Source organism: Methylobacterium sp. D53M (assembly GCF_053345625.1).
On record NZ_JBKFAL010000028.1, the window covers coordinates 23,843 to 49,585 of the forward strand.

General features: G+C 74.0%; 24 protein-coding genes and 2 riboswitches. Of the genes, 13 read left to right on the forward strand and 11 right to left on the reverse strand.

The genetic code is table 11. The annotated features are described in order from the left end of the window. The first annotated feature begins 16 nt into the window (after nt 1-16). The gene (locus tag ACLBYG_RS26715; protein ID WP_447683469.1) at nt 17-961 is read left to right on the forward strand and encodes an alpha/beta hydrolase; all 945 of its coding nucleotides are present in this window, start codon (nt 17-19) and stop codon (nt 959-961) included. Nucleotides 962-1,761: 800 nt separating this feature from the next. On the opposite strand, the gene ACLBYG_RS26720 is transcribed toward ACLBYG_RS26715, so the two are convergent. The 6 genes from ACLBYG_RS26720 to ACLBYG_RS26745 form a co-directional block, all read right to left on the reverse strand. Beyond that, a complete protein-coding gene (locus ACLBYG_RS26720) occupies nt 1,762-3,486 on the reverse strand; it encodes a DEAD/DEAH box helicase (protein WP_447683470.1) in 1,725 nt (574 codons plus the stop codon). Nucleotides 3,487-3,495: 9 nt separating this feature from the next. Then, the gene (gene cobF, locus ACLBYG_RS26725) at nt 3,496-4,284 is read right to left on the reverse strand and encodes a precorrin-6A synthase (deacetylating) (protein WP_427510304.1); all 789 of its coding nucleotides are present in this window, start codon (nt 4,282-4,284) and stop codon (nt 3,496-3,498) included. Between the two features lie 43 nt (nt 4,285-4,327). After that, entirely contained in the window at nt 4,328-5,266 is a 939-nt protein-coding gene (locus tag ACLBYG_RS26730) for an ornithine cyclodeaminase family protein (protein WP_447683471.1), read from the reverse strand. A 125-nt stretch (nt 5,267-5,391) separates the two neighbouring features. Further along, the gene (locus ACLBYG_RS26735) at nt 5,392-6,513 is read right to left on the reverse strand and encodes a DSD1 family PLP-dependent enzyme (RefSeq protein WP_056529946.1); all 1,122 of its coding nucleotides are present in this window, start codon (nt 6,511-6,513) and stop codon (nt 5,392-5,394) included. A 48-nt stretch (nt 6,514-6,561) separates the two neighbouring features. Next, nucleotides 6,562-7,701 carry a pyridoxal-phosphate dependent enzyme gene (locus tag ACLBYG_RS26740; protein ID WP_447683472.1) on the reverse strand — a complete coding sequence of 380 codons (1,140 nt, stop codon included), beginning with the start codon at nt 7,699-7,701 and terminating at the stop codon, nt 6,562-6,564. Nucleotides 7,702-7,855: 154 nt separating this feature from the next. Next, entirely contained in the window at nt 7,856-9,118 is a 1,263-nt protein-coding gene (locus ACLBYG_RS26745; protein WP_447683473.1) for a D-amino acid dehydrogenase, read from the reverse strand. Between the two features lie 65 nt (nt 9,119-9,183). Further along, nucleotides 9,184-9,293: riboswitch (glycine riboswitch) on the reverse strand. A gap of 3 nt (nt 9,294-9,296) precedes the next feature. Then, nucleotides 9,297-9,399, reverse strand: a riboswitch (glycine riboswitch). Nucleotides 9,400-9,606: 207 nt separating this feature from the next. Here ACLBYG_RS26745 and ACLBYG_RS26750 point away from each other — a divergent pair. The 3 genes from ACLBYG_RS26750 to ACLBYG_RS26760 all read left to right on the forward strand — a co-directional run bounded on the left by ACLBYG_RS26750 (nt 9,607) and on the right by ACLBYG_RS26760 (nt 11,091). Then, nucleotides 9,607-9,942, forward strand: a complete 336-nt coding sequence (locus ACLBYG_RS26750) for a hypothetical protein (RefSeq protein ID WP_056529955.1) — start codon at nt 9,607-9,609, stop codon at nt 9,940-9,942. Nucleotides 9,943-10,130: 188 nt separating this feature from the next. Then, nucleotides 10,131-10,388: a hypothetical protein gene (locus tag ACLBYG_RS26755; protein ID WP_427510307.1), complete on the forward strand. Its 258-nt coding sequence runs from the start codon at nt 10,131-10,133 to the stop codon at nt 10,386-10,388. A gap of 97 nt (nt 10,389-10,485) precedes the next feature. Next, nucleotides 10,486-11,091: a glutathione S-transferase gene (locus tag ACLBYG_RS26760; RefSeq protein WP_447683474.1), complete on the forward strand. Its 606-nt coding sequence runs from the start codon at nt 10,486-10,488 to the stop codon at nt 11,089-11,091. Nucleotides 11,092-11,136: 45 nt separating this feature from the next. Here the strand turns inward: ACLBYG_RS26760 and ACLBYG_RS26765 are convergent, their stop codons facing one another. Next, nucleotides 11,137-11,610 carry a DoxX family membrane protein gene (locus tag ACLBYG_RS26765; RefSeq protein ID WP_447683475.1) on the reverse strand — a complete coding sequence of 158 codons (474 nt, stop codon included), beginning with the start codon at nt 11,608-11,610 and terminating at the stop codon, nt 11,137-11,139. Between the two features lie 470 nt (nt 11,611-12,080). On the opposite strand from ACLBYG_RS26765, the gene ACLBYG_RS26770 reads away from it, so the two are divergent. Continuing rightward, nucleotides 12,081-12,878: a glycosyltransferase family 2 protein gene (locus ACLBYG_RS26770; protein ID WP_447683476.1), complete on the forward strand. Its 798-nt coding sequence runs from the start codon at nt 12,081-12,083 to the stop codon at nt 12,876-12,878. A 91-nt stretch (nt 12,879-12,969) separates the two neighbouring features. Here ACLBYG_RS26770 and argE read toward each other — a convergent pair whose 3' ends face one another. After that, nucleotides 12,970-14,202 (reverse strand): acetylornithine deacetylase, encoded by a 1,233-nt coding sequence (gene argE / locus ACLBYG_RS26775; RefSeq protein ID WP_447683477.1) that lies wholly within the window; start codon nt 14,200-14,202, stop codon nt 12,970-12,972. Nucleotides 14,203-14,430: 228 nt separating this feature from the next. Between argE and ACLBYG_RS26780 the strand changes: the two genes are divergently transcribed. From ACLBYG_RS26780 to ACLBYG_RS26810, 7 genes are all read left to right on the forward strand, one after another. Next, nucleotides 14,431-14,751, forward strand: a complete 321-nt coding sequence (locus ACLBYG_RS26780) for a hypothetical protein (RefSeq protein WP_447683478.1) — start codon at nt 14,431-14,433, stop codon at nt 14,749-14,751. A gap of 67 nt (nt 14,752-14,818) precedes the next feature. Further along, nucleotides 14,819-15,685: an alpha/beta hydrolase gene (locus ACLBYG_RS26785; RefSeq protein ID WP_020095516.1), complete on the forward strand. Its 867-nt coding sequence runs from the start codon at nt 14,819-14,821 to the stop codon at nt 15,683-15,685. Between the two features lie 192 nt (nt 15,686-15,877). Further along, nucleotides 15,878-17,803 carry a sensor histidine kinase gene (locus ACLBYG_RS26790; RefSeq protein WP_447683479.1) on the forward strand — a complete coding sequence of 642 codons (1,926 nt, stop codon included), beginning with the start codon at nt 15,878-15,880 and terminating at the stop codon, nt 17,801-17,803. Nucleotides 17,804-18,153: 350 nt separating this feature from the next. Next, nucleotides 18,154-18,507 carry a hypothetical protein gene (locus tag ACLBYG_RS26795; RefSeq protein WP_447683480.1) on the forward strand — a complete coding sequence of 118 codons (354 nt, stop codon included), beginning with the start codon at nt 18,154-18,156 and terminating at the stop codon, nt 18,505-18,507. 168 nt (nt 18,508-18,675) lie between these two features. Beyond that, nucleotides 18,676-19,353 carry a carbonic anhydrase gene (locus ACLBYG_RS26800; protein ID WP_020095513.1) on the forward strand — a complete coding sequence of 226 codons (678 nt, stop codon included), beginning with the start codon at nt 18,676-18,678 and terminating at the stop codon, nt 19,351-19,353. Nucleotides 19,354-19,355: 2 nt separating this feature from the next. Continuing rightward, nucleotides 19,356-20,936 (forward strand): SulP family inorganic anion transporter, encoded by a 1,581-nt coding sequence (locus tag ACLBYG_RS26805; protein ID WP_447683481.1) that lies wholly within the window; start codon nt 19,356-19,358, stop codon nt 20,934-20,936. Between the two features lie 354 nt (nt 20,937-21,290). Beyond that, nucleotides 21,291-21,665 (forward strand): hypothetical protein, encoded by a 375-nt coding sequence (locus ACLBYG_RS26810; protein WP_091677294.1) that lies wholly within the window; start codon nt 21,291-21,293, stop codon nt 21,663-21,665. A gap of 41 nt (nt 21,666-21,706) precedes the next feature. Here the strand turns inward: ACLBYG_RS26810 and ACLBYG_RS26815 are convergent, their stop codons facing one another. The 3 genes from ACLBYG_RS26815 to ACLBYG_RS26825 form a co-directional block, all read right to left on the reverse strand. Next, a complete protein-coding gene (locus ACLBYG_RS26815) occupies nt 21,707-21,922 on the reverse strand; it encodes a hypothetical protein (RefSeq protein ID WP_447683482.1) in 216 nt (71 codons plus the stop codon). A gap of 165 nt (nt 21,923-22,087) precedes the next feature. Next, nucleotides 22,088-22,747, reverse strand: coding sequence for a hypothetical protein (locus ACLBYG_RS26820; protein WP_447683483.1), 660 nt, complete (start codon nt 22,745-22,747; stop codon nt 22,088-22,090). Between the two features lie 122 nt (nt 22,748-22,869). Beyond that, nucleotides 22,870-23,964: a replication protein RepA gene (locus ACLBYG_RS26825; RefSeq protein ID WP_091677303.1), complete on the reverse strand. Its 1,095-nt coding sequence runs from the start codon at nt 23,962-23,964 to the stop codon at nt 22,870-22,872. A gap of 890 nt (nt 23,965-24,854) precedes the next feature. On the opposite strand from ACLBYG_RS26825, the gene ACLBYG_RS26830 reads away from it, so the two are divergent. Next, nucleotides 24,855-25,700, forward strand: coding sequence for a TrmH family RNA methyltransferase (locus tag ACLBYG_RS26830; protein ID WP_083916122.1), 846 nt, complete (start codon nt 24,855-24,857; stop codon nt 25,698-25,700). Nucleotides 25,701-25,743 lie beyond the last annotated feature (43 nt).

The window sequence follows — 25,743 nt, forward strand, 5'->3', positions numbered from 1 at the left end:
CGTCGCGAGGGGGCCCATGACCGGTTTCGTGCCCGACCGCCGCTCTCTGCTCCTCACCCTGGCCGCGGGTTCGGCCGTCCTGTCCGCGCGGGGGGCCGACGCCGTCGGGGCACCGGAGCGGATCCCACTCTGGCCGGGCGAGCCGCCGGGCGGCGGCGGTCCGCGGGGTCCGCCGGTCCGCGACGACAGCGGCGCCGTGAAGAACGTCGCCGTGCCGGTCCTGGAGGTGTACGCCCCGGAGACGCCGACCGGCGTGGCGGTCCTCGTCGCCGGCGGCGGCGGCTACGCCCGGATCGGGATGGTCAAGGAGGCGCTCCCCGCCGCGCTCTGGCTCGCCGCGCAGGGCATCACGGCCTTCGTGCTCACCTACCGCCTGCCGGGCGAGGGCTGGGCGGCGGGCCCCCTGGCGCCGCTCCAGGACGGGCAGCGGGCCCTGCGCCTGATCCGCGCCGCGGCCGCGCGCTTCCGGATCGACCCGGCCCGCGTCGGCGTGCTCGGCTTCTCCGCCGGCGGGCACCTCGGCGGCCTCATCGCCGCGCGCTCCACGTTCCGGGCCTACGACCCCGTCGACGCGGCCGACGACCTGTCGGCGCGGCCCGACTTCGCGACGCTGATCTACCCCGTGGTGAGCCTGGAGCCGCCCTACGACCGCACGACCACCCGGCGGTCCCTCGTCGGCGAGACCCCGAGCCCGGCGGCGAGCCGGGACTGGTCGCTCCAGACCCATATCCGGTCCGGTTGCCCGACACTGTTCCTCGTGCAGGCGGACGACGACGCGGTCATCAGCCCGGAGCACAGCCGCATCCTGGACGCGGCCTGCCGCGAAGCGGGCGTACCGGTCGAGTACCACCGCTTCGCGGTCGGCGGCCACGGTTTCGGGATCGGCCGGTCGGAGGCGCCGGTCGCCCTCTGGCCGCGGCTCTGCCGGCTCTGGCTGACCAGCGTGTCGGTGATGCGCTGACGCGGTGCGCGCACCGCCGGCCTGGGTGGGCCCGCCGGGTTGGCCCTCCGGCTCGGGAGCCGTCAGACAGGCAGGTCAGACAGGCAGGGCAGGGGACCGGTGAGCCCGGCCGGACGCGCAGGTGCCCTCGCCCGCGCGGACAGGACCGCGCCGGGCGCGTCGGAGATCGCCGCCGGGTTCGCGGGCGGCCACGCCCGAAGAGCCGGGCAGCCACCGCGCGCGACGCTGAGCTAGCCGGAGCGCCGCGGCAGCGCTCGGCCGTGCGTCGTTCCAGTCCGTCCGCCGCGGGGAGGGGCCTCCGGCCCCTGACCCGACCGCCCTGCCCGGGAGCGTCGGACTTCGGCGCCCGTCGGCCCCTTCGTCCCCGCGCCCGCCGTGGCGATCACGCCGCGTCGCGCGCGACGACGGGCACGTCGCGGCCCGGGTCGGAGCCGAACATGCCCGGCGGCGGCGCGGCCTTTCAACCCTGCGGCCTCGACCTGACGTCCGATCAGCAGCCCTGATCCAACCGCGCGGCCTCCAGGCCGAGGCGCCCAGCACCCGACAATCCGGCCCCCACACCCGCGCCCGATGTTCGCATAAGATATATTATGGAATGCGACGAGCAGATCGGGCCGGGTGAGGGGTGGTCCGCCGGCTGAGCCGCTGTGGGTGGCCGGCTGCGAGCCCGGATGGGAGCTCGTCTCCGGCCGCCTCCGGATCCGGGCGGTGCGGCCCGGCGTCGAGGCCCGCTCGGCTCGGCGGCATCCGGATCGGGCGAGGGCGGTCCGAGCCCCCTCCCCGCCGCGACTCGCGCCGCCTCACGCGGCGCGCCCGCCCAAGCGGCGCACGTCGCCGAGGATCCGGCCGTCCCGGGTCCGACAGTCGATATGCTCCGACAGCCGGCCCGGGCGGATCCGGATCGAGGCCGGCCGGGCCAGGAGCGCGGCGCGCTCCAGGAATTCCGCGGCGCTCATCGGCGCGTCCCGGCCGCCGCCGAGGCCGCGCCACCACGACACCGCCTTCTCCCGCTCGTAGCCGCTGCGCTCGGGCCGCAGGCGGACGCGCCACGCCGCCTCGGCGGGGCCGTCCCGCCAGCCGAGGACGAGGTCGAGCCCGTCGGGTGCGGCCTCGAGCTTCAGGGCCGTGACCGGATGCCAGGCGGCCTCCTGCCGAGCAGCCTCCTGCCCGCCGGCCTCCGCCACCGGGGCAGGGCCCGCCGGCTCGGGACCGGGCAGCCCGGGATCCGCCGAGAGGATCGCCAGCTCGTCGTCGGCGGCGGCCTCGTGCGGGGCCTCGGCGTCCGGGTCCGCTTCCGGCTCGGTCCAGCACGCCTCGCAGGTGGAGGCGTTCAGCGCGATCAGGGCGCCGCAGCCGGGGCAGGGCTTGGCGCGCGGGGCCCCTGCCCCGCCCAGTCCCTGGGTGGCGCTCCGGACCGTCACGGCGTCCACGGGCCCGTGCATCCGCACCAGACCGGCGTAATCGAGGATCAGCGCGTCGGCCTTGCCGGGCGCGCAGCGCAGCGCCCGGCCGACCTGCTGCACGTAGAGGCCGGTGCTGCGGGTCGGGCGCAGCAGCGCCACGAGATCGACCTCGGGCACGTTGAAACCGGTCCCGAGCACGCCCACCGAGGTCAGGCAGCGGATTTTTCCCGCCCGGAACGCCGCCACGATCCGGTCGCGCTCCCGGCGGGGTGTCTCGCCCGAGACGCTCTCGCAGGAATACCCCTCCGCCCGCACCGCGTCGCGCACGGCCTCCGCGTGGGCGAGGCCGGCGCAGAAGGCGAGCCAGGCCCGGCGGGCACGCCCGTACTCCGCGAGCTCCGCGACCGCCGCCCGGGTGATCCAGTCGCGGTTGACCGCCGCCTCCAGCTCGCCCGGGATGTAGTCGCCCCCGCGCCGGCCGACGCCCGAGACGTCGAGCTGGGTGAGGGTCGCCTTGGAGACGAGGGGCGCCAGGAAGCCGCGCCGGATCAGCGTGAACGTGTCGGCCTCGTAGGCGATGCCGGAGAACAGCCGGTGCGCGCCTTCGTCGAGCCGGCCCGAATCGAGCCGGTAGGGCGTGGCCGTGAAGCCCGCCACCCGCAGCCCGGGGGTCCGCGCGCGCAGGCCCGCCAGGAAGCGGCCGTAGCGGGTGTCGGCGGCGCGGGGGATCAGGTGGGCCTCGTCGACGATCACGAGGTCGCGCGGGCCCACCGTGTCGAGCCGGTCGGCCACCGACTGGATGCCGCAGACCAGCACCTGCGCCCCGGCCTCCCGCCGCCGGAGCCCGGCCGAGAAGATCCCGGCCGGCGCCCCCGGCCAGGACCGGGTCAGCTCGGAGAAATTCTGGGCGACCAGCTCGCGGCTGTGGGTGACGATCGCCACCCGGGCGAGGGGGTTCTCCTCCAGGGTTTCCCGGGCCAGCGCCGCGATCACGAGCGCCTTGCCCGCCCCGGTGGGCAGCACGATCAGGTGGCCGGGCGCCGCGTCGTCCGCCCCTCCCCGCGCCCAGGCGGCCGAGAGCGCGTCGAGGCTGGCGCGCTGGTAGTCCCGCAGGCGCAGCATGGCGGCGGTCTAGCCGGCCGCGCCGGCCCTGTCCGTGGCGGCGCGGTCACGGCGCAGCAGGTAGATGTCCATGATCCAGCCGTGCCGCGCCCGGGCCTCGGCGCGGACCCGGCGGATCTCGTCGCCCGCGTCGCCGAGCCGGCCCGAGACCAGGATCTCGTCCGGGCTGCCGAGATAGGCGCCCCAGTGGATCGTCAGGTCCGGGTCGAGATGCGCGAAGGCCGGGTCGCCGTCGAGCATCACCACGACGCTCTCCGCCTCCGCCGGCCACCCCGCGGCGAGGCGCCGGCCGGTGGTGATCAGCACCGACCCGCCGATGCCGTTCAGCGGGACGCCGTGGCGGGCGGCGAGGACCTGCACGCTGGACAGCCCGGGCACGACGAGGCGCCGGAACGGCACGCGCCCGCGGGCCAGGATGTGGTCGAGGATGCGCAGGACGCTGTCGTAGAGGGCCGGGTCCCCCCAGGCCAGGATCGCCCCCACCTCCCCGGCCCCGAGATGGGCCGCGAAGGCCGCCTCCAGCCGCTCGGCCCGGGCCGCGTGCCAGGCCTCGACGGTGCGCCCGTAATCGGCCGGGCGGCGCTCCCGGGGCGGGTCCTCGACGGTGACGAACCGGTGTGGCTTGGCGATATGGGCCGCGCAGATCCGGCGGCGGATCTCGACGAGGTCGGCGGTCTCGGCGCGCTTGTCGAGGACGAACACCGCGTCGACGTCGGCGAGCGCCCGCACCGCCTGGAGGGTCAGGTGCTCGGGATCGCCCGTGCCGATGCCGATGACCCGGATCTGCCTGTCCTGCATGCCGTCCTCCGCCGGGGCGGGGAGGGCCGGCGCCGGCCTCCCCCTACAGGCGCGCGTCGGCTTTGGCGAGGATCGCCCGGGCGATGGTCAGGTCCTGCAGGGCGACGCCGGAGGAATCGAACACGGTGATCGCCTCCGGATCCGTCCGGCCCCCCTCCCCGCTCCTGAGCACGTCGCCGAGCGCCCGCATTCCGGCCTGGGCGTCCGCGGAGGCGTGCTGGAACTCGCCGATGGTGCGCGACTGCTCCGGCAGGTCGCAGAACAGGGCGGCCCGCTCCAGCAGGGCGGGGGGCAGCTCCTGCTTGCCCTTGGCGTCCGCGCCCATGGCGGCGACGTGCGTGCCGGGGCGGACCCAGTCGGCCTCGAACAGCGGCGCGCGGGCCGGCGTCGCCGTGACGATCACGTCGGCCGCCGCGCAGGCCTCCCGGGGCGCGGCCGCCCGCACGTCGAGCCCGGACGCCCCCTGCCCCGCCAGGCGCTCGGCAAAGCCCGCGACCTTGGCGGCGTCCCGGGCGACGACCAGCACCGTCCGGATCGGCAGGATCCGGGCGAGCGCCGCGCACTCGAACTCGGCCTGGTTGCCGGCCCCGAACACCGCCAGCACCGCCGAGTCCGGCCGCGCCAGGACGCTCGCCGCCACCGCGTCGGCGGCGGCGGTCCGGTAGGCGTTCACCCGCCCGGCCTCGATCACCGTGTCGACCCGGCCGACGGCCTGGTCGAACAGCAGGATCACCGAATTGTGCCGCGGCAGGCCCCGATCGGGATTGCCGGGCCAGAACGAGCCGACCTTCAGGCCGGCATAGTCCGCCGTGGAGCCCGACTTGATCGAGAACCGGTTGGCCGGCTCCGAGCCGTGGCCGAGCACCGCCGGGAACAGGGTGGTCCCTGGTGCCACCGCGGCGATCAGCGCCGCGCGGGCCGCGTCGAACGCCAGGGCGTGATCGACCAGGGCGGCGGAGTCCTCCTCGGAGATGAAGCGCATGGATTCAGGGACCTCCCGAGTCATGGTTTCGAAAGGTCGAGACCTTTCGCGGGTATCGGGCGGAGCCCGATGTCGGGGCGCCGCCCCGACGCCCCGCCGAAGGGCCTCGGCCCTTCGGAATCCCGTTACAACGTCATGCCGCGGGCGGTGACCGGCCAGATCGCCTCGACGCGGCCGTTCCGCACGCCCACGTACCAGTCGTAGACGTTGACCGTCGGGTCGCAATGGCCGGGGATCAGCTTCAGGCGCTCGTTGAGCTTCAGCACGTTGCCGGGATCGCTGATCACCCCGTGCTCGTCCGAGCACTTGACGTACTCGACGTCGTCCCGGCCGAAGACCACCGGCAGGCCGCTGTCGATGCTCTGCGCCTTCAGGCCGGCATCGCAGATCGCGACGTCCGCCTTCGCCTTGCTCATGATCGCCGTGTAGATGAACAGGCTGTTCTCGAACTCCGCGATCGGCCGCCCGTCCGCGTCCTTCACCCGCTGGTAGTCCGCGTCCATGAAGACGTAGGAGCCGCATTGCAGCTCGTTGTAGACGCCGCTGCCGCCCTCCATGGCGAAGCTGCCGGTGCCGGCCCCCGCCACGATGGCGCAGTCGAGCCCTTCGGCCTTGAGCAGGTCGACGGTGCGCTTCGTCTCGTCGATCGCCGTCTGGATCAGGGCCTTCCGCTCGCCGAAATCGCGCACGTGCTGGGCCTTGCCCTGGTAGGCCTGCAGGCCCGCGAAGCGCAGGCCCGGCGCCGCCGCGATCTTCTTCGCGATCGCCACGGCGGGCTCGCCCGGCGCGACGCCGCAGCGGCCGGCGCCGACGTCGATCTCCACGAGGCACTCGAGGGTGACGCCGTACCGGACCGCCGCCGCCGAGAGGTCGTCGACATTGCCGAGGTCGTCGACGCAGACCAGCACCCGCGCGCGGGTGGCGAGCGCCGCGAGGCGCTCGATCTTCTTCGGCGCCACCACCTGGTTGGAGACCAGCACGTCGCGGATGCCGGCGCTCACAAGCGCCTCGGCCTCGCTGACCTTCTGGCAGCAGACGCCGCAGGCGCCGCCCCGCTCCATCTGCAGGACCGTGATGTCGGACGACTTGTGGGTCTTGGCGTGCGCCCGGTGGCGCAGGCCGTGCGCCTTCATGAAGCGTCCGAGCGTGTCGACGTTGCGCTCGAGGGCGTCGAGGTCGACCAGCAGGCAGGGGGTGTCCACCTCCTCGACCGGCATCCCGACGGTGGCGGGGATGTTGTTGCGCATGGTGTGTCCTCCTGAACGCGTGCGGATCTCGTGGCGGGGGGAGCCGGGTTACGGGGCGAGGCCCAGAAGCTCGGCGATGCGCGGCGTCGCCTTGATGCCGGTGCCGGTGAGCACCACCACGGTGGTCTCCTCGGGCCGGATCGCGCCGCGCGCGGTGAGGTCGGTGAGCGCCGCCGCCGCCATGGCGCAGGTCGGCTCGACGTAGAGGCCCGACCGGGCGAGCTCCATCAGGGCCGCCTCGATGGCGTCCTCGGAGACCGCCACGGTGCCGCCACCGGAGCGGCGGAGCGCCGCCAGCACCTCCCGGCCGCGGACCGGCTGGGCGATCGAGGCGCCCTCGGCCAGCGTCGGGCGCGGGGTGACCGGCACGAAATCCGCGGCGCCGGCCTCGAAACCCGCGTGCAGGGGGGCGCAATGGGCCGGCTGGACCGCGTAGAGCCGCGGCAGGCGGGCGATCGCCCCCCGGCGCAGCAGCTCCGAGAAGCCGATATCGCAGCCGAGGATGTTGCTGCCGGCCCCGCACGGGATGATCACGGCGTCGGGCGCGGTGAAGCCCAGATCCTCCCACAGCTCGTAGGCCAGCGTCTTGGTGCCCTGGAGGAAATGGGCCTGCCAGTTGTGGCTGGCGTAGAAGATCGACTCCGCTTGGGCGACGGCCGCGTCGGCGGTGTCCTGGCGGGTGCCGGGCACCAGCTCGACCTCGGCGCCGGCGGCCCGCATCTGGACGGTCTTGGCCGGCGAGGTCGAGGCCGGGACCAGGATCTTGGCCCGCATCCCGGCGGCCGCCGCGTAGGTCGCCACCGCGGCGCCGCCGTTCCCGGAGGAATCCTCCAGCACCGCGTCGATCCCCTGCTGGCGCAGGATCGACAGCATCACGGCGGCGCCCCGGTCCTTGAAGCTGCCGGAGGGCGCGAACCACTCGAGCTTGAAATGGGCGTGGCCGCCCCGCCAGGGCCGGCGCACCAGCGGGGTGCAGCCCTCGCCCAGCGTGACCGGGTCGGCCACCGCCACCGGCAGGGCGGCGGCGTAGCGCCAGAGGGAGCGCCGGCCCGTGTCGATCTCCGCCCGCCCGATTCCCGGGAGGTCGGTGATCATCAGCGGACCGCCCGTCTCGGAGCGCCAGCGCGGCGTCTCGATCGGGTAGGTCGCCCCGGTCGCGGGGTCGAGATAGGCGGGAGACGAGGGCATCGCGGCTCGGGTTCCGGGGTGGTTCGGAAAGAGAATACAAAATAATCTTCGACGGCGCGCCCCCTGTTCGAGGATGGGACGGCGCGCCGCGCTGCGCGTCAGGGCTCCGCCCTGACAACCTGCCGAAGGGCCTCGGGCCCTTCGGAGACCCGGGTCAGGCCGCGAGCGGCAGGATCGTCGGCTCCGGGGCGTGCTCGGCGGCGACCGCCCCGGCGACGAGCTCGGCGGTGGCGCCCGAGAGGGTCCATCCGAGATGGCCGTGCCCGGTGTTGTAGAAGATTCCGGGCAGTCGGCCGCGGCCGACCTTGGGCAGCATGGTCGGCAGCATCGGTCGCAGCCCGCTCCAGGCCACCACCCGGTCGGTGTCGACGCGCGGGAACTGCTCGCGGGTCCAGTCGACCAGCGGCTCGATCCGGTCGTGGCGGATGTCGCGGTTGAAGCCGTTGAACTCGGCGGTGCCGGCGACCCGCAGGCGCTCGTCGCCGAGGCGGCTGGTGACGATCTTGGCCGCCTCGTCGAGGATGCTCACCTCCGGGGCCGCCGCCTGCGCCTCCGGGGTCAGCAGGTTCACGGTGATCGAGTAGCCCTTCACCGGGTAGACGTTGACCCGGTCGCCGAGCATCGCCGCGAAGTGCCGGCTGGCACAGCCCGCGCAGATCACCACCGCGTCGGCCCGCAGGACCCGCGCGTCGCCGGCCGGCCGGCCCGCTTCGCGCCAGCCGACGGCGTAGCCCCCCTCCCCGGGCGCGATCGTCTCGACGCTGGCGTCCTGGACGAAGCGGACGCCCTTGCGCGCGCAGGCGGCCGCGAGGCCGCGGGTGAATTTGTGGATGTCGCCGGTGGCGTCCGAGGGCGTGAAGAAGCCGCCGTGGTAGCGCCCGGCCAGCGTCGGCTCGATCGCCCGGATCTCCTCGGGGGTCACGGCGTAGCGCTCCAGGCCGCCCTCCCGCAGCAGGGCGTTGACGGCGGTCGCCTTCTCGAAGCTCGCCCGGTCCCGGTAGAAGTGCAGGATGCCGCGGGTCTTCAGGTCGAAGTCGATCCCCTCGGCCTCGGCCATGGCGAACAGGGCCTCCCGGGCCTTCAGGGCCAGCCGCACCGTCTCCACGGTGTTCTCCCGGTAATGGGCGATCTCGCGGACGAACTCGGCCATCCACGACAGCTTGTGCCAGGAGGGCCTGGGATTCATCAGCAGCGGCGCGTCCCGGCGCAGCATCCAGCGCAGGCCCTGCATCACCGTGGAGAGCTTGTTCCAGACCTCGGCGTTGCAGGCCGAGAGCTGGCCGCCATTGGCGAAGGAGGTCTCCATGGCGGCGTAGCGCTGCCGGTCGAGGACGGTGACGCGGTAGCCGCGCTGGGCGAGCGCGTAGGCGGTCGTCACGCCGGTGATGCCGGCGCCGATCACGGCGATGTGGGTCATGAGCTTGGACTCCGGGACTGGACGCGTGGAGGCCGCCCTCGAGCGGTCGGCCGGTTGCGCGCCCCATCTGTCCCGGTGCCTGAGAGCTTGATCCGACCCGCCCTGGCGAGGCGAGGCACGGACGTCCCCTTCGGCGGGTGCCCACGGTTTCAGCCCGCTGCACCACTCTCCAGATCGCCCTGACGACACGGTTCCGGTGCCTGAGAGTTTCCGGGGCGGTTGCTCCGTCGGCGCCGGGTCCCCTCTGCTGGGAAGATCCCGGTCTCTCCCGCATCGTCACGATGGGCTGTCCCTGGATACGCCGACCGGCCGCGGGGGAGAAGCCCGTCCGTCCCGCCGGCGGCCGATTCCGCCGACAGCCGGTGCGCGTTGTCACCGCCGGAGCGCTGCCGGAGCGCTGCCGGAGCGCTGCCGGATCATCGCGGGGAGCGATCCCCGCCGCCGGCGGTTGACCCGGGGGTTTGACGGGGACTTCCGGGGGACGGCCGATGCTGACCAGGACCGCGATCTACGAGGGCACGGTGCGCGACGGGCGGGAGGAGGAGTTCTTCCGGCGGGTCCGGGACGAGCTGGAGCCGTTCTGGCGGCGGTTCCCGGGCGTCACCGCCGTGCGGGTCCAGCGCCTCGTCTCCAAGGACGACGACGCGCGGCCGATCGCCATGATCCTGGAGATGGACTTCCCCGACCAGGCGGCCCTGGACGCCTGCCTCGCCTCGTCGATCCGCCCGGAATCGCACGCCGCCACCGAGGCGGTGATGCAGATGTTCGACGGCCGATTCTACCATCTGGTCAGCGCCGGACGGACCTTGTCGCTGGTGGATTGAGATCAGGTCCCGGGACGCCGATGACCGACCATATTCACCGCCGTATTTACCGTACATAAACCGAGACTGACAGATTCATATCTTCTAGAGACAAAACTATTCGCCTACACACCAGTCGAACCAACCCTCTTAAGGGTCTCGGTGCAGCTTGTGCCCGAGCGACACCCTTGGTTCAGGCGGACGGCGCGATGGCGAAGTGGATACCTGGCGCGGCCGTCTTCGGTCTCCTGTGCCTGATGATCATCCCGGCCCCCGGGATCTGGGGCGTCCTGATCGGGGCCGCCTGCGTGCTCGCCATCGTCGGCAGCCTGTGCATGCTCGTCCTCGATCGGGTGGCGAGCGCCATCCTCGTCTGGCGCCAGCGGGTGCGGGTGCGACGCCCGAGTTCGGGCCGGAGCCGCAGCCGGGTGGTCCATGCCGGCGCCAGGGTGACCCGGAAGGTCTGAGCCTCCGGCGGGGCGCCGGGGACTGGATTCCCCGCGGTATCGGTGCAAGGTCCCGGCGCCGCGATCACGGCGCCTGAGACCAAACCGGGACGGTCCGATGAAGCTCCTCTACTCCCCCGCCTCTCCCTACGCCCGCAAGGTGCTGGTCCTCGCCCACGAGACGGGCCTGATCGACCGGATCGCCGTCACCGTCGCGGGGGCCTCGCCGACCGGCCCCTCCGCGGAGGTCGCCGCCCACAATCCGCTGGGCAAGATCCCCGCCCTGGTGCTGGAGGACGGCACAGCCCTCTACGACAGCCGGGTGATCTGCGAGTATCTCGACAACCTCTCCGCCGGCCCGCGCCTGTTCCCCGAGGGCGCCGCCCGCTGGGACGCGCTGACCCGGCAGGCGCTCGCCGACGGCCTGCTCGATGCGGCGCTGCTCACCCGCTACGAGCGGGTGCTGCGTCCCGAGCCCCGGCGCTGGGACGCCTGGGAAGCCGGTCAGGTCGGCAAGATCCGCGCGGCGCTGGACCGGTTCGAGAGCCTGGTCGGCGGGATGCCGGCGCTGGATATCGGCACGGTCGCGCTGGGCTGCGCGCTCGGCTACCTGGACCTGCGCTTCCCCGATCTCGCGTGGCGGGAGGGCCGCCCGGCGGTCGCCGCCTGGTACACGGAGTTCGAGCGCCGCCCGTCCATGGAAGCCACCGTGCCGAAGGGCTGAGGGGCTGAGGGCCCCGCCGCGCCAAGCCCCGCAGACCGCGCCCCGCTACGGCCGGGCCCGGTCGGCGATCGCGTAGGGATGGGTCGATCCGAGCGGATCGGCGAGGAAGTCCTGGACCGTCCCGGCGCCGGTGCCGAAGGTGATGAGCAGGAAGCCGCCCGCCAGCGCGAAGTTCTTCAGGAAGTCCCAGAACAGCTCGCGGCCCCTGCCCCCGGCCCAGAAATCCCCCGGCACCCAGAACTGCTTCCACAGCAGCGCCGTCACCCCGCAATAGCCGGCGAGCACGAAGGCGGCGGCCCGGTCGGCGGTCCCGGTCAGGATGCACAGCGACATCCCGATCTCGACGCAGAGCCCGATCAGGATCAGCGCCACCGCGGGCGCGGTGGCGTGCACGGCCTGCCGCGCCTGCCCGACCGCGCCCCTGAAGTTCAGGATCTTGTCGAGGGCGCTGAACGGCAGGAACAGCAGCACGAGGAGCAGGCGGACGCCGAACGCGATCGCGACGCTGAGGCTGGCCATGCTCTGAAGGGTCTCCCTCAACCCGGCCCGGTGCGGACCGCTGATCCAAGGCGGTGATCCAAGGCGCTGATCCAAGCCGCGAGCGGCGGGAAGGTTTCCTCCGCGACGGGCCGGTGCCGGCCGGGAGGGGCTCTGCCGCCCGGCATGCCGCGCTTCTTCGAGCGAGGGTGGCATCGCGGCAACAATGATTCAAGCCGTTTCGCGAAAATAATGGAACACCGGAAATTTTCAGAATTTCGGATCGATTCTCGGTCGATTGATCGATCGCGATGTATACAGTAGCTCGAAATCTTTTCGACCATTATTGAACTCAACCCGAACCGACCGGCCGAGACTTGACAGGCACGGTCCCGTCTCGGCTCCAGTTCTGCAAGTCTCTCTCGGTCGACGCGCGGTGATCACGCGTGACGGCGCGCAGATCGGGGGAACCGGACCGCAAACCGTATCTGCAGAACCGGCGAGCCTTGACCATGCGAATCGCGATCATCACGCCGTCGCGGCTCAAACCCTCGACCCTGGCCGGAGAGGCCGGCCCGTACTTCCTGGAACACGCGATCGCGAGCGCCAACGCCCAGGAGCTCGACCGGCCGGCGACGATCCACTTCTTCGTCGGGACCGATCCCGGGACCGAGATCCCGGCACGGCTCGCCGCGCACCCGCAGGTCACCTTCGCGCGCGGCGCGCGCAAGGGCCAGATCCCCGCGCTGAACGCCGCCATCGCCGCCGTCGACGACAGCTGGGACCTCGTCGGCTTCCTCGAGGACGACGATCGCTGGCTGCCGCCCTATCTGGGCGTCGCCGTCCGCGCCCTGGACCGCTTCGATTTCGTCTCCTCGACCCAGCTCGAGACCGACGAGGCCGGCGAGGTGGTGCGGATCAACGACTTCGCGACGCCGTCGGGCTGGCTGATGCGGCGGACCACCTTCGCGCAGGTCGGCGCGATCAGCCCGGCCGCGAAGTGGCACTACGACAACGAGTGGCTCGGCCGCCTCGCCGAGACCGGCCTGCGCCGCGCCCACCTCGTCGAGGCGACGGCGCCCGTCACGCTGCAGCACGCGGCCCTGGTCCGCCCGTGGCTCGCCAACGTCCTCCAGCTCGGCGGCCCCAACGTGCAGCTCGCGCGCCACGGCTTCGTCCTGCCGCTGGTGTGCCGCCTCGTGCATCCGGGCTCCGGAAGCTCGGATGTCGGCCAGGGCGGGACGTCGAGGGCCGAGAGCGAGGCCGAGTACCGGCGGCTGATCGACCGCTTCGGCCGCATCCCCTGGTGAGATCGCCCTCGTGAGATCGCCCTGGTGAGATCGCGCCGCGCGGCGGAGGCTCCGCGGACCGGCGGCGCGCCCGACCGGCGCGGAGGCCGGTTCAGCCCGGGAGCGCACCCTGGGACGCCGCCGCGGAGCCGGTCACGCAGGCGCCGATCAGCCGCCGCACGAAGCCCGCGCAGGCCGCGAGTTCGTCCCGGGTGACGTACTCGTCCGCCCGGTGGGCGCGCGCGATCGAGCCCGGCCCGATCACCACGGCCGGCACGCCGCCGAGCCGCTCGAACAGCCCGCCCTCCGTGCCGTACGAGACCTTGGCGTGGCCGTTGCGGCCCGCGAGGCACTTGGCCAGGGTCACGATCGCCGCCTCCGGATCGGTGTCGAGGCCCGGATAATCGATCAGCGGCTCGACCGCGACGCCGCAGGCCGGATCGCCGGCCCGCATCAGCGGCGCCAGCGTCCCGGTGGCGTAGGCGATCGCGGACGCTGCCAGCGCGGCGGCATCGTCCGCGCCGATCGCCCGGTACTCGAACTCGACGCTGCAGCTGTCGGGCACGATGTTGAGCGCCGATCCGCCCCGGACCACGCTCGACAGGCCGGTGGTGTGGGGCACGTCGTAGAGCGCGTCGCGGGCGCCGTCCCGGGCGATGGCCTCCGCCGACAGGCGGACATGCTCGATGAAGCGGGCGGCGTACTCGACCGCGTTGACCCCCTGGGGCGCCAGGGCCGAGTGGCTGGCCTTGCCGCGGAAGGTGAGGCGGGCGGCCGATTTGCCCTTGTGGCCGACCACCACGTCCATTCCGGTCGGCTCGCCCACGAAGCAGCCGAGCGGCCGCGGCACGCGCTCGAGCATCCGGGCGATCAGCGGGCGCACGCCGAGGCACCCGATCTCCTCGTCGTACGAGATCGCGATGTGGATCGGGGTGGCGAGCTCCGCCGCGACCATCTCGGGCAGGAGCGCGAGGCAGACCGCGAGGAACCCCTTCATGTCGGAGGTGCCGCGCCCGTAGAGCCGCCCGCCCTCCTCCCGCAGGACGAACGGGTCCGACGACCAGGGCTGGCCGTCGGTCGGCACCACGTCGCTGTGGCCGGAGAGCACGTAGCCGGGGCGCGTCTCGAACGGCCCGACGCTGACCAGCAGCGCCGCCTTCCGGCCCGTCGGATCCGGCACCCGCTCGACCGCGGCGCCGAGGTCGCGGCAATAGGCCTCCGCCCAGTCGATCAGAGGCAGGTTCGAGCGGGCGCTCACCGTGTCGAAGGCGACGAGCGCGGCGAGCAGCGCCGCCGGATCGGGCGTGCCGGGGCGCGGCGTGGCGGTCTGTGCGGACTCTGTCATGGATCCCATGTCGTGGGGAGGTCTTGGCCAGGTCTCGGCCGGGCCGCGGCCGGCACACCGACCCTCCCGAATCGGTTTCGGAGGGGCGCGGCGTCCGCCGGAGTTCTCGGCCTTCCGGGGATCCAGGGCAATGCCCGGCCCGGCCGGCGCCGCTCCGGAACCGGGACGACCTTCGGGCGTAGCCGCCGGGTAGGGCCCCTTCGGCCCGCTCGTCCCGGAGCCCCGACCATGCGTCCCGGTCCCGCCCCGATCCTCGCCGTCCTCCTGTCGACGCTCCTCCTGCCAACGGCCCTGCTGCTGGCCGCCCCGGCCGAGGCCCGCCGGCAGGCCGCGCCCCCCGCCGGGCGACCGCATCACCGCGCGGCCTCCGACATGGACCTGACCCTCGCCCGCATGGCGGCGCGCGACCGGCCGCTCTGGCGGGTCTGGCAGCGGCCCCGGCCCCTCGCCCGCACGGTCGCGCCGGCGACGCGCGAGCGGGTCGCGGCGCCACCGCTCACGGGCTGGGGCTACGGCGGCACCGTCCCGGGTGCCGCGCCCGGCTTCTGAACCGCCTCGACCCGGGCCCGGCCGCCTGCCATGGTGCGGGCGACCGCAGCGGCCCGAGACGGACACGATGGTGCTGGAGTTCCGCCTGGACGATCCGACCCCCGCGGATCCGCGCCGCCGCTGGGACACCCTCGCGCAGGAGGCGCGGGACGCCTGCTACGACAACACCCGCGCGGTGGCCGACAGCGCCGCCCAGGTGGCCGCCCGGGACGCGGCCTCGGCCGCCTATCGGGCGGCGCATCCGGCGGGCCTCGACGTGCCCTACGGCCCCGGCGCCCGCAACGCCCTCGACCTCTACCCGGCGCGGGACGCGGCGGCGCCCTGTCTGGTCTTCATCCACGGGGGCTACTGGCAGCGGGGCGCCCGGGAGCTGTTCGCCTGCTTCGCGGAGGGCCCGAACGCCGCCGGCTGGTCGGTGGCGATGGTCGGCTACACCCTGGCGCCGGAGGCGAGCCTTTCCCGGATCGTGGCGGAGATCGGCGCGGCCCTCGACTGGCTGGCCGCCCACGGGGCCGCGCGCGGGATCCGCGGTCCCCTGATCCTGTCGGGCTGGTCGGCGGGCGGGCTGCTCACCGCGATGCAGCTCGGCCATCCGGCGGTGGCGGCGGGTCTGGCGATCTCCGGCGTCTACGACCTCGCGCCGATCCGCCAGACCTCCCTGGACGCCAAGCTGAGCCTCACCGACGGCGAGATCGAGACCCTGTCGCCCCTGCGGCTCCCGGTAATCGCGAAGCCGCTCTGCATCGCCTACGGCTCCCGCGAACTGCCGGCGCTGATCCACGACGCCCGCAACCTGCACGCCCTGCGGGCGGCGGCCCACGCCCCCGGCTCCCTGCTGCCGGTCCCCGGGGCCGAGCACTTCTCGGTGCTCGACGCCCTGCGCCGGCCGGGCGGGCTCCTGGTCCGGGCGGCCCACGCCCTTCTCGAGGACTGAGGCCCCGGCCGGCAGCCCGGACCGCACCCGGACGAGGCGGGGGGACGACGGCGTGCAGATTTGCAACTCCCGATAGAAATTCTGCATCGCCGAGGCCCGTTTCCGCCTTGCTGAGGCCTGCCCCGCGTGCTGAGACGGGATCGCGGGCACGATCTCCCTCCACCGGGAGCCGGCCGATCCCAGGGAGATCGGATGCAAGCGGTCGCGCGATCGGAATCCCTTGCGGCGCCCTGCGCCGGCCCCGCGGACCGGACCGGCCGCCGCGGCGGATGGCGTGACCGGTGGCGCGCGCCGCGGCTGCGCGTCGTGCTGGCCCTGGGTTTCGGCACGCTCGGCTTCCTGACGACCCTGACGCTCGCCGCCCTGGTGAGCCGCGAGGCGACCCGACGGCTCGAGGCGGAGGTCGGCGGCCAGCTCGCCGAGATCGCCGGTCAGATGGCCCGGGGCCTCGATATCGGGATGTTCGAGCGCTGGCGCGACATCCAGATCGCCGCCGCCTCGGACAGTCTGCGCGATCCCGGGACCGGAACGGCCGCCAAGCGCGCCGTGCTGGAGCGGCTCCAGGCGACCTACCCGGCCTACTCGATCATCGGGCTGATGGACGCCGACGGGCGCTTCTCCGTCACCAGCACCGGCGCCCTGGAGGGCGCCGACGTCTCCGGCCGCGACTATTTCCGCGGCGGCCGCGCGGGCCCCTACGTGGGCGACGTGCACCCGGCCAAGCTCCTCGAGGCGCTGATGCCCCCGGACGAGGCCGCCGCGCGCGCGGCGGCGCGCGAGCCCCTGCGGCTCCTCGACGTCGCGGCGCCGGTGCGGGCGCCGGACGGCCGCGTCCTCGGGGTGCTGGCCGCCCATCTCGACTGGACCTGGGCGCGCGACATGGCCCGCATCCTCGAGGCTGGCCTCCGGGGCCACCGCCAGGGCGCCGAGATCCTGATCCTGTCCCGCGACGGCACCGTGCTCCTCGGGCCGCCCGCCCTGCAGGGCGCCCCCCTGCCCCGCTCGGTCCTGGCGGGCGGCCGGCCCCTCGATCCGGAGGGCACGAGCCGGGTCGGCCCCTGGCCGGACGGCGCCGCGTATCTCAGCGCCCGCGCGTCCACGGCCGGCCACCGCGACTATCCGGGCCTCGGCTGGCAGGTGGTGGTGCGGCAGACGGCCGACCGGGCCCTGACCTCGGTGGCGGCCCTGCGCGGGGGCATCCTGGCGGCGGGCAGCGCGGTGGCTCTCGCGGCGGCGCTGCTCGCGTGGCTGCTCGCGGGCCTGATCGCCCGCCCCCTGCTGGATCTGGCGGTCGCCGCCGAGACCCTGGGCCGCGACCAGCCCCTGCCGACGCTGCCCCGCTCCCTCGTGCGCGAGGGCGCGACGATCGCCGACGCCCTCGCGGCGGCGGCGGACGAGCGGGCCCGGCGCGCCGAGACCCACCGGCTGCTGATCGACGAACTCAATCACCGGGTGAAGAATACCCTCGCCACCGTGCAGGCGATGGCGGCGCAGAGCCTGAAGAATCTGGGCGCCGGCGCGGCGGCCGGGCGCGACGCCTTCGAGGCGCGGCTCCTCGCCCTGTCGCGCGCCCACGACATCCTGACCCGCGAGAGCTGGGCGAGCGCGGATCTGCGCGGCATCGCCGCCCAGGCGGTGCGGCCCTTCCTGGGTCCGGACCCCGCGAGCGGCGATCCCTCGAACCGGGATTCCTCCGGTCGGGAGACTTCGGATCGTGACCCTGCGGACCGGGACGCTCCGGGTGCGAACACCCCGCGCATCACCCTGGACGGCCCCGACCTGCGGCTGCCGCCCGAGGGCGCCCTCGCGCTCACGATGATCCTGCACGAATTGTGCACCAACGCGGTCAAGCACGGCGCCCTGTCGGTTCCGGGCGGGCGGGCCGCGCTGGCCTGGACGGTGGAGGCGGGTCCGGACACCGAGACCCTGCGGCTGACCTGGCGCGAGTGCGGCGGCCCGCCGGTCGTCTCGCCGTCGCGGAGGGGGTTCGGCACCCGCCTGCTCGAGCGGGGCCTCGCCGGAGGCAGGACCGCCAGCCTCACCTACGAGGCCGGCGGCCTCGTCTACGTGGCGGCCAATCCCCTGCCCGTGACGCGTCTCCACACCGGACGGGCCTGACCCCGCTCCGGCCCGGGCGACCGTCGTCCCGACCGCACCCGACAGCGCGCGCGTCCGCGGTGCGAGGGCGGCCGCGCGGCCCTGCGCGCCGCGGACTCGCGCCGGAAGGACACGCGCCGGAAGGACACGCTCCGCGCCGTCGGCGCCAGATCTGTCCTTAATCCCGGCCGCTCTCTCAAGATGGACAAAGACGTGCGCGGACGCACACGATAGTACTTACGCCACGGATTAAAGCTTTCGTCGATACAATGTGCCGATGCGCACACGCTATTCCGAAAATGTAGACTAGGGTCGACTTATCGGCAGGGATGCGGTGTCCCTCGCCACAAGTCGAACAGCGAGGAAACGTCATGATCCAGTCCCGCACCCAGTTCCGACATCTCCCGGTTCGCGGCCACGCGGCCGGTCCCGCCTTCGGCCTCGCCCTCGGCCTCGTGGTCGGAATCCTCGGAGCGCCCCTGGCGGCGCAGGCGGGCGAAGGCGGCGGCGGGAGCCGGCAGGCTGCCGGCGGCGGCCACATGAGCTCCTACATCAACGACCCGCACCACGACCCGCGCTCGCTGCACTCGCAGCGCTCCGGGTCCGGGCAGCTCCTCGGGGCGCCGATGGTTCACGACAGGGCTGGGGCCACCGTGGCGCGCGGCCAGGTCGTCGACCCGCACTGGGCCTCCGGAACCGCGGAGCGCCGCCGGGTCCGTCGCTGAGACTTCGGAGGCCGGGCCTCCGACGCGACACCCGACACGTCACCCGACACCGAGACCCGCCGCCCGGCCCCTCCGGCCGGGCGGAGCCGACCGAACACCGCTGCGCACTCCGGCGCATCGCCCTTCCCCGTTCTCGCCTTCCGGTTCTCCCGGCCTCAGGGACCCTTCATGAACAACCTCATCCAGGGCATCGCCAGCTTCCAGGGCAGCGTCTTCCCCGGCCAGCGGCAGATGTACCAGCAGCTGGTGCGCGACGGTCAGCACCCGAGCGCGCTGATCATCGCCTGCGCGGATTCCAGGGTCTCGCCCGAGCACATCACCCAGGCGGGACCCGGAGACCTGTTCGTCTGCCGCAACGCCGGCAACATCGTGCCCCCGGCCTCCGACGTGGTCGGCGGCGTCTCCTCGGCGATCGAGTACGCCGTGGTGGCCCTCGGCGTGCGCGACATCGTGGTCTGCGGCCACTCGGATTGCGGCGCCATGAAGGGGCTGATGAACCGGGACCTGCTCAAGCGGATGCCCAGCGTCGCGGCCTGGCTGCGCCACGCCGAGGCCGCCGAGCGGATCGTCTGCGAGGCCTATCCCGAGGGGATGGACGCCCAGGCCCGCCACCACGCCCTGGCCCTGGAGAACGTGGTGGTCCAGCTCGCCAACCTGCGCACCCATCCGAGCGTCGCCGCCGCCCTGGCCAAGGGCTCCCTGCGGCTGCACGGCTGGTTCTTCGAGATCGAGACCGGTGCCCTCCTGGCCTACGACGGCGCGAGCGGGCAATTCCGGCCGATCGCCGGGGCCGACATGCCCGTGGCGCAGGATTCCTCCGCCAGCAGCCGCCTGCAGGCGGCCTGACCATGCGCGCCCCCGGCCGCCTGACCACGAGCCTGCAGAGCGCCCTCGCCCCGGACGGCGCCGTCCGGGCGAGCCTCGCCCGGGACCTGCCCGCCTCCGTGGTGGTCTTCCTGGTGGCGCTGCCCCTGTGCATGGGCATCGCCATCGCGTCCGGCGTGCCGCCGGAGCGCGGCCTCATCACCGGCATCGTCGGCGGCATCGTGGTCGGCCTCCTCGCTGGCTCGCCGCTCCAGGTCAGCGGGCCCGCCGCCGGGCTCGCCGTGATCGTCTACGGGTTCGTGCAGGCGCACGGTCTCGACGCCCTGGGTCCCGTCCTGGTGGTGGCGGGCCTCGTCCAGCTCGTCGCCGGCGCCCTGCGGGTCGGCGGCTGGTTCCGGGCGATCTCGCCGGCCGTGGTGCACGGCATGCTGGCCGGCATCGGGATCCTGATCGTGCTGGCCCAGATCCACGTCCTGACCGACGCCCTCCCCCGGGCGAGCGGCCTCGACAACCTCGTGGCGATCCCGGCCGCGTTCTTCAACTTCGTCACCGGCACGGGCGACCGCACCGGGGCCGTGATCGTCGGCGGGATCACCATCGCGGCGATGGTCGCCTGGGAGCGGCTGCGCCCGGCGCGGCTCCGGCTCCTGCCCGGGGCGCTCGTCGGCGTGCTGGCGGGCAGCCTCGTGGCGGGATTCGGGGATCTCGCCGTCAAGCGCGTGGCGGTGCCGGAGGCCCTGTTCTCCGGCCTCGCCCTGCCGGCGGCCGAATCCTGGGCGCGCCTCGCCGAGGCCGAGATCCTGATCATGGCCCTGGTCATCGCCGTGATCGCCAGCGCCGAGAGCCTGCTCTCGGCGGCCGCCGTCGACCGGATGCACGACGGTCCCCGCACCCAGTTCAACCGCGAACTCGGCGCGCAGGGCATCGGCAACCTGATCTGCGGGCTCGCCGGCGCGCTGCCGATGACCGGGGTGATCGTGCGCTCGTCGGCCAACGTGCAGGCGGGCGCCGTCAGCCGCGCCGCCACGGTGATGCACGGGACCTGGATCCTGGCGTTCCTGCTGGTGCTGCCCTGGCTGCTGGCCCTGGTGCCGACCGCGAGCCTCGCCGGCATCCTGGTGGTCACCGGCTGGCGGCTGGCGAGCCCGGCCCACGCCCTGCACCTGCAGGCCCGCTACGGCTGGCTGACCGCGGCGATCTGGCTCGCCACGATGGCCACCGTGGTGGCGGTGGACCTGCTCACCGGGGTGCTCACCGGCCTCGCCCTGAGCCTGATTCAGGCCCTGCCGAGCCTGCGCAAGGGACGGCTCCGGATCGAGCACGCGGCGGCCCCCGAAGTGCCCGGCGTGCCGGAGCTGCGCCTGTCGGGGGCGGCGACCTTCCTGCAGCTGCCGAGCCTCACGGCGGCCCTGGAGCGGACCCCCGCGGGCGGCGAGGTCCGCCTCGCCACCGACAACCTCGCGGCCATCGACCACACCTGCCTGGAGATGATCGGCGACTGGGCGAGCCGGCGCAGCGCCGGCGGCAGCCGGATCGCGGTGGTGGGCGGGTCGGGTGTCCCGCACGACCGGCTCGCCGCCGCGGTGGCGGCCCCGGCGCACTGAGGACCCTGGCGCCCTCCGCCGGCGGCGAGACCCGTCGGGCGGAGGGCGCGCCGCCGCACCCGGACCGGTTCGCGGCGACACGGCCCGAAACGACGGCGCGGAGCCGTTCCCGGCGCGATCGGGAGCGGCTCCGCGCCGCGTCCGCACCCGGTCGCCGGGCCTCCATTCCCGGACGACGGCGGCCCGCCGCGCGGGCCGTCAAGGCTGTCCGCCTCCGGGGAGACGGCGATCTTCAAAACCGGTTAATCCTGAATCTTCGCGCCCCTTTAACGAGCGGGAGGCCAGACTCAGCCTCACGGCAGGTCCGGCCCGCGGGACCGGCCGGCGGAATGGTTCTCGTCAGGAGCTTCGTCGATGATCAGGTTCCTCGCGGCCTCGGCCGCCTGCCTGGTCCTGTGCGGCGCCGCGGCGGCGCAGGACATGCCCGGCCTCGCGACCCTGAGCCCGCCCGACCCGGTGCAACCGGTGGCGGCGAGCCCCGCGCTCCCGGCACCGGACGGCGCGGTCGCGCCGGGATCGCGAGCGGAGGCCGGCTCCGATCCGGTCGCGCTCCGGCCCGCACCCGGCCGGGTGCCCGTCGGCAGCCTCACCCTCCGCGGCACCGCCGCCGACCCCGCGCAGACGACCGCCAGCCTGAAGGTTCCGGCGACCGGCCCCGGCGCGTCCAAGCCCTGGTGCGCGCAGGAGCGCCGGATCGGCACCGGTCAGGGCTTCTGCCTGGTCAACTGAGCGGCCCCTGATGGGCCAAGCGGTCGGATCGGGCGGCCGGATCAGGAGGCCGCGTAGACGGTGACCTCGTCGAAGGTTCCGCCTTCCGGCGCGTAGTCGAGGGAAGCGACGAGAAGCACCAGCACGGCCGCGCCGACCGCCGTGACGGCGAGGAGCCGCGTGATCCGGTCGGCGTGGGCGCGGGCGACGTGGATCAGCGCGCAGCCGAGCATGAAGGCGCAGACCTGCGTGGCCGGCGCGGCGAGCGCCGCGGTCATCGCGCCCGCCCGATCATCCGATCACGGCCGATCCTGTCCATGCACGTCCTCCCCGGCCGGGACGCCGTCTGCCGGCGCGCAGCCAAGCAGATCGCCCGTCGCGGCGCCCCCCCAATATGGGGGAGCCGGCGGGGTCCGGCCTCACGTCTTCGTGACCGGCGCCCCTCAGGCGGGCTCCGGCCCCGGCCACGCCGGGGCGGATCCCGGGATGGATGCCAGGGCGTAGGTGGCCTCGGCGACCCGGTTCAGGGGGCCGCCCGGCCCGGACCGCTTCCACAGGCGCGTGTTCAGGGCCGCCACCGGATCCCGGCCGGGAAGGGTGAAGCCCTGCCCGGCGAGCACCTCCAGGATCTCGGCCGCGTGCAGCGGCCGGCCCGCCCGCGCGATCGCCGCGCAGGCCGCCTGCACCACGGCCCGGCCGTAGCGGCGGGCGCCGGCTGCGTCCTCCGTGAAGGCGATCGCCGGCGGGATCGGTCCGGCGGCGCCGACGGGACCGGGCGCCCCCGCGGACCGCGCCGCCGGACCGGCCCGCGCGCCCCAGTGCCCGGGGTCCGCGCCCGCCGCGTCGGCAAGCGATCCGGACCGGGCCTCTAGGACGTCCCGTACGTCCCGCCCCCGCGGCGGCCCGTCGGCCACGTCTCGGCCGAGGCCCGCCGGCGGATCGGGCTTCAGGACCGGGTCCGGCCGCGCGTCCGCTCCGCCGGCCGCCAACCGGCGGCCGAGCTCCTGGTAGAGGACGAGATCGGCGATCTCCCGATCGAGCGCCTCGCGCTGGCGTCGCAGCGCGGCGAGCCGCGCCGCGATCTCGGAATCCGACAGGGCCACGTGATGTTCCTTCCAGGCGGACGGAACACATATCTCATTCCGCGCCATTCAGGGAATAGCCACCGTCACATATTCCGTCAGGCAGCCATTCCCTTAGGGAATGAGAGGCAGCGATCCCTGTTCTATTCTTTGAGCCGCTTCCGTATTCCCTTAGCCGCAGGGCGAGGCGGCACGAGCAGCGTGCTGGGATCGGCCGGGTGCAGGGTCAGCCCGCCGTCGTCGAGCACCAGCGGCAGCCGCGGAAACACCTCGCGCAGATGCGCGAGATCGGCCTTGAACGCCTGGCGGAAGCTGCGGATCGAGGCGTTCTCGGCCCCGAACTGCGCGTGGAGGTTGGCCCAGGTCAGGCGGAGCGGCCGCTGCAGGGACCGCAGGCGGTAGCCGGTCCAGAACAGCAGGTCGAGCTTGCGCGCCGAGCCCGAGAAGGCCCGGGCCGCCCGCAGGTCCACCGGCAGGGCGTGCCGGATCAGGGTCTCGTAGAATTCGGGATCGAAGCGCACCGTGCGGCCGGCCTCGTCGTCCCCCTCCCCGGCGCGGGGGCGCCACAGTTCCAGGCTGCGGAACGGCGGGACGTTGAGGGTGGTCGCGCTGTCGCGCCCGTCCCAGAGGCCGATCTGCATGGAGCAGGCGGCCAGCCGGTTCAGCTGCTCCTTGAACTGGCGGATGGTGCCCCGCTCGCCCCCCGTGACCGCGAAGCCCATCTCCCGCATGAAGCCCGACAGGGTCTCGGCCACCTTCACGGTGGGGCTGCGCTGGCGCACGGCCTCGGTGCAGAGGTGCAGCAGGACCAGCCGGGCCTTCGGGCCGTAGGGCAGCCCCTGGGGCTCGAAGGCGCCGGTCTCCGGGTCCTTGATCCGGCCGGCGATCAGGTTGAGCGAGTTGCGGCCGTAGCTGCGGGAGAATTCCCGCACCGGCCCGGGGTCCCGGTAGGGCAGGCCGCACAGCGCCAGGACCGAGTGGATGTGCTGGAGGCTCGACGGGACGGCCGGCTCGTTCTCGATCACGAGGCGCACCGCGTCGCGGCGGCGCTGGTCGCGGGACAGCCCGGCCCGGCGGCTCTCCTCCTCCCCCAGGAGGGCGGCCTGTGCGTCGCGCTCGCGCTGACGGTGCAGCACGTGCTCGACGATCTGCGCGAACAGGAAGCCGCCGCGCGCCGCCTCGATCTCGGCCCGCAGGTCCGGGTCGTGGATCCCGGCGATCTTCTCCTCGATGCTCATCGCCCCTCGGCCCGCGGTACACGGGCCGTCGATCCGCCAGGCGGACGGACGGCCCGATCCTGCCATGCCACGATTCGCCCGCCGCGGCCCCCGTCCGATCGGCCTTGTCCCGGCTATCCACGCTTCCCCGGTCGCGGGGACGCGCCGGAAAGCGGGCCGACACTGCTCCCTTCACGGCCGGCTCCCGGGCCGGCACGCGCAGAGTTCGATACGGGCCCCGCTCCCCCGGCGATCCCACGCAGAGTCCGATACGCGGGACCGCTCGGTGTCCGTCCCCGTTATTCACCGCTCCGGGCCCCGATTCGCGCCGAATCGGATACGCCGCCGCGCAGATTCCGATACGCCGACCGGCCGTCCGGGCGCAGAATCGGATACGCCGCGACGCAGAGTCCGATGCGGGCCGGCGCAGAGTCGAATGCGCGAATGCAGACCAAGGCCCTGGCACAGATGCGGAATTCGCCACCTCATATAACTTTCTGAACTGACTCTCTGAGAGATTCGTCCAGATAATCTTCCTACTGCGGATCAGCCCGTTCGTTCTGACGAACGACCGTGTCGCGCCCGCACATGCACAGGTCACAAAGGGAATATGAGTTCGTTTTCCACATTCCTACGTGGGAGGACCGTCCCGACTTGACGGGTCGGCGACGGAATCCGGTGCCGTGCCGGCGCGCTCCGTCGATCGTCCTGGCCCTGGATCCCCGAGGGCTGCCGGCAGTTCCCGGTGTGATGCCGGCTTGACGCGCGCGATGCCGCCCGGTTTCTCGGCTCCTTCCGACAGGGCCCTCAGAGAAGAGCGCGCCGATGCCCCCCTTGCCCGAATTCGTCTGGCCCAGCCTCGCCCGACCCAGCCTCGCCCGACCCAGGGCCCCTTCGCCGATCGCGGCCCGATGACGGATCGCCGCGACGACGCCCGGCCGCCCGGCGGACGCCCCGCCCGGCCCCGCCCGCACGGGCCCCGGCGCCCCGCCCCCCGGTCCGGAGGTCGCCCGGGCGGGGCGTCCCGCCCGTGGGAGGAGGGCGGCGACGGGCCGACCGTGCTCTACGGCTGGCATCCCGTCGTGCAGGCCCTGGGCAACGCCCAGCGCGGCCTGCATCGGCTGCTCGCCACCGAGAACGCGGCCGCGCGCCTGGAAGCCGAGTTCGGCGGCGCCGTGCGGATCACCCCGGAACTGGTGCGGCCGAGCGACATCGGCCGCCTGCTCGGCCCGGACGCCGTCCACCAGGGCCTGTACCTGGAGGCCGAACCCCTGCCCGCGCCCGGCCTCGACGACCTGCCCGCCGACGCGCTGCTGCTGGCGCTCGACCAGATCACGGACCCGCACAATGTCGGGGCGATCGTGCGCACCGCCGCGGCCTTCGGGGTCGCCGGGATCGTCACCACGGCGCGCCACGCGCCGGGCGCCACCGGGGTCCTGGCGAAATCCGCCTCCGGCGGCCTGGAGCACGTGCCCTTCGTGACCGTCCGGAACCTCGCCGAGGCCCTGATCGCCCTGGGCGAGCGCGGCTTCACCCGGGTCGGCCTCGATTCGGACGCGCCCGAGAGCCTCGACGCGCTGACGATCGCGCGGCCGCTGGTGATCGTGCTGGGTGCCGAGGGCAAGGGCCTGCGCGAGCGGACCCGGGGCTGCTGCGACGTCCTGGCCCGGATCCCCTTCTCCGGCGCGATCCGCAGCCTCAACGTCTCGAACGCCGCCGCCATCACCCTCTACGCCCTCGGCCGCGCGAGAGACTGACAAGAGACTGACAGGGGAGCGACAGGAACCCGCCGGGGCCGTG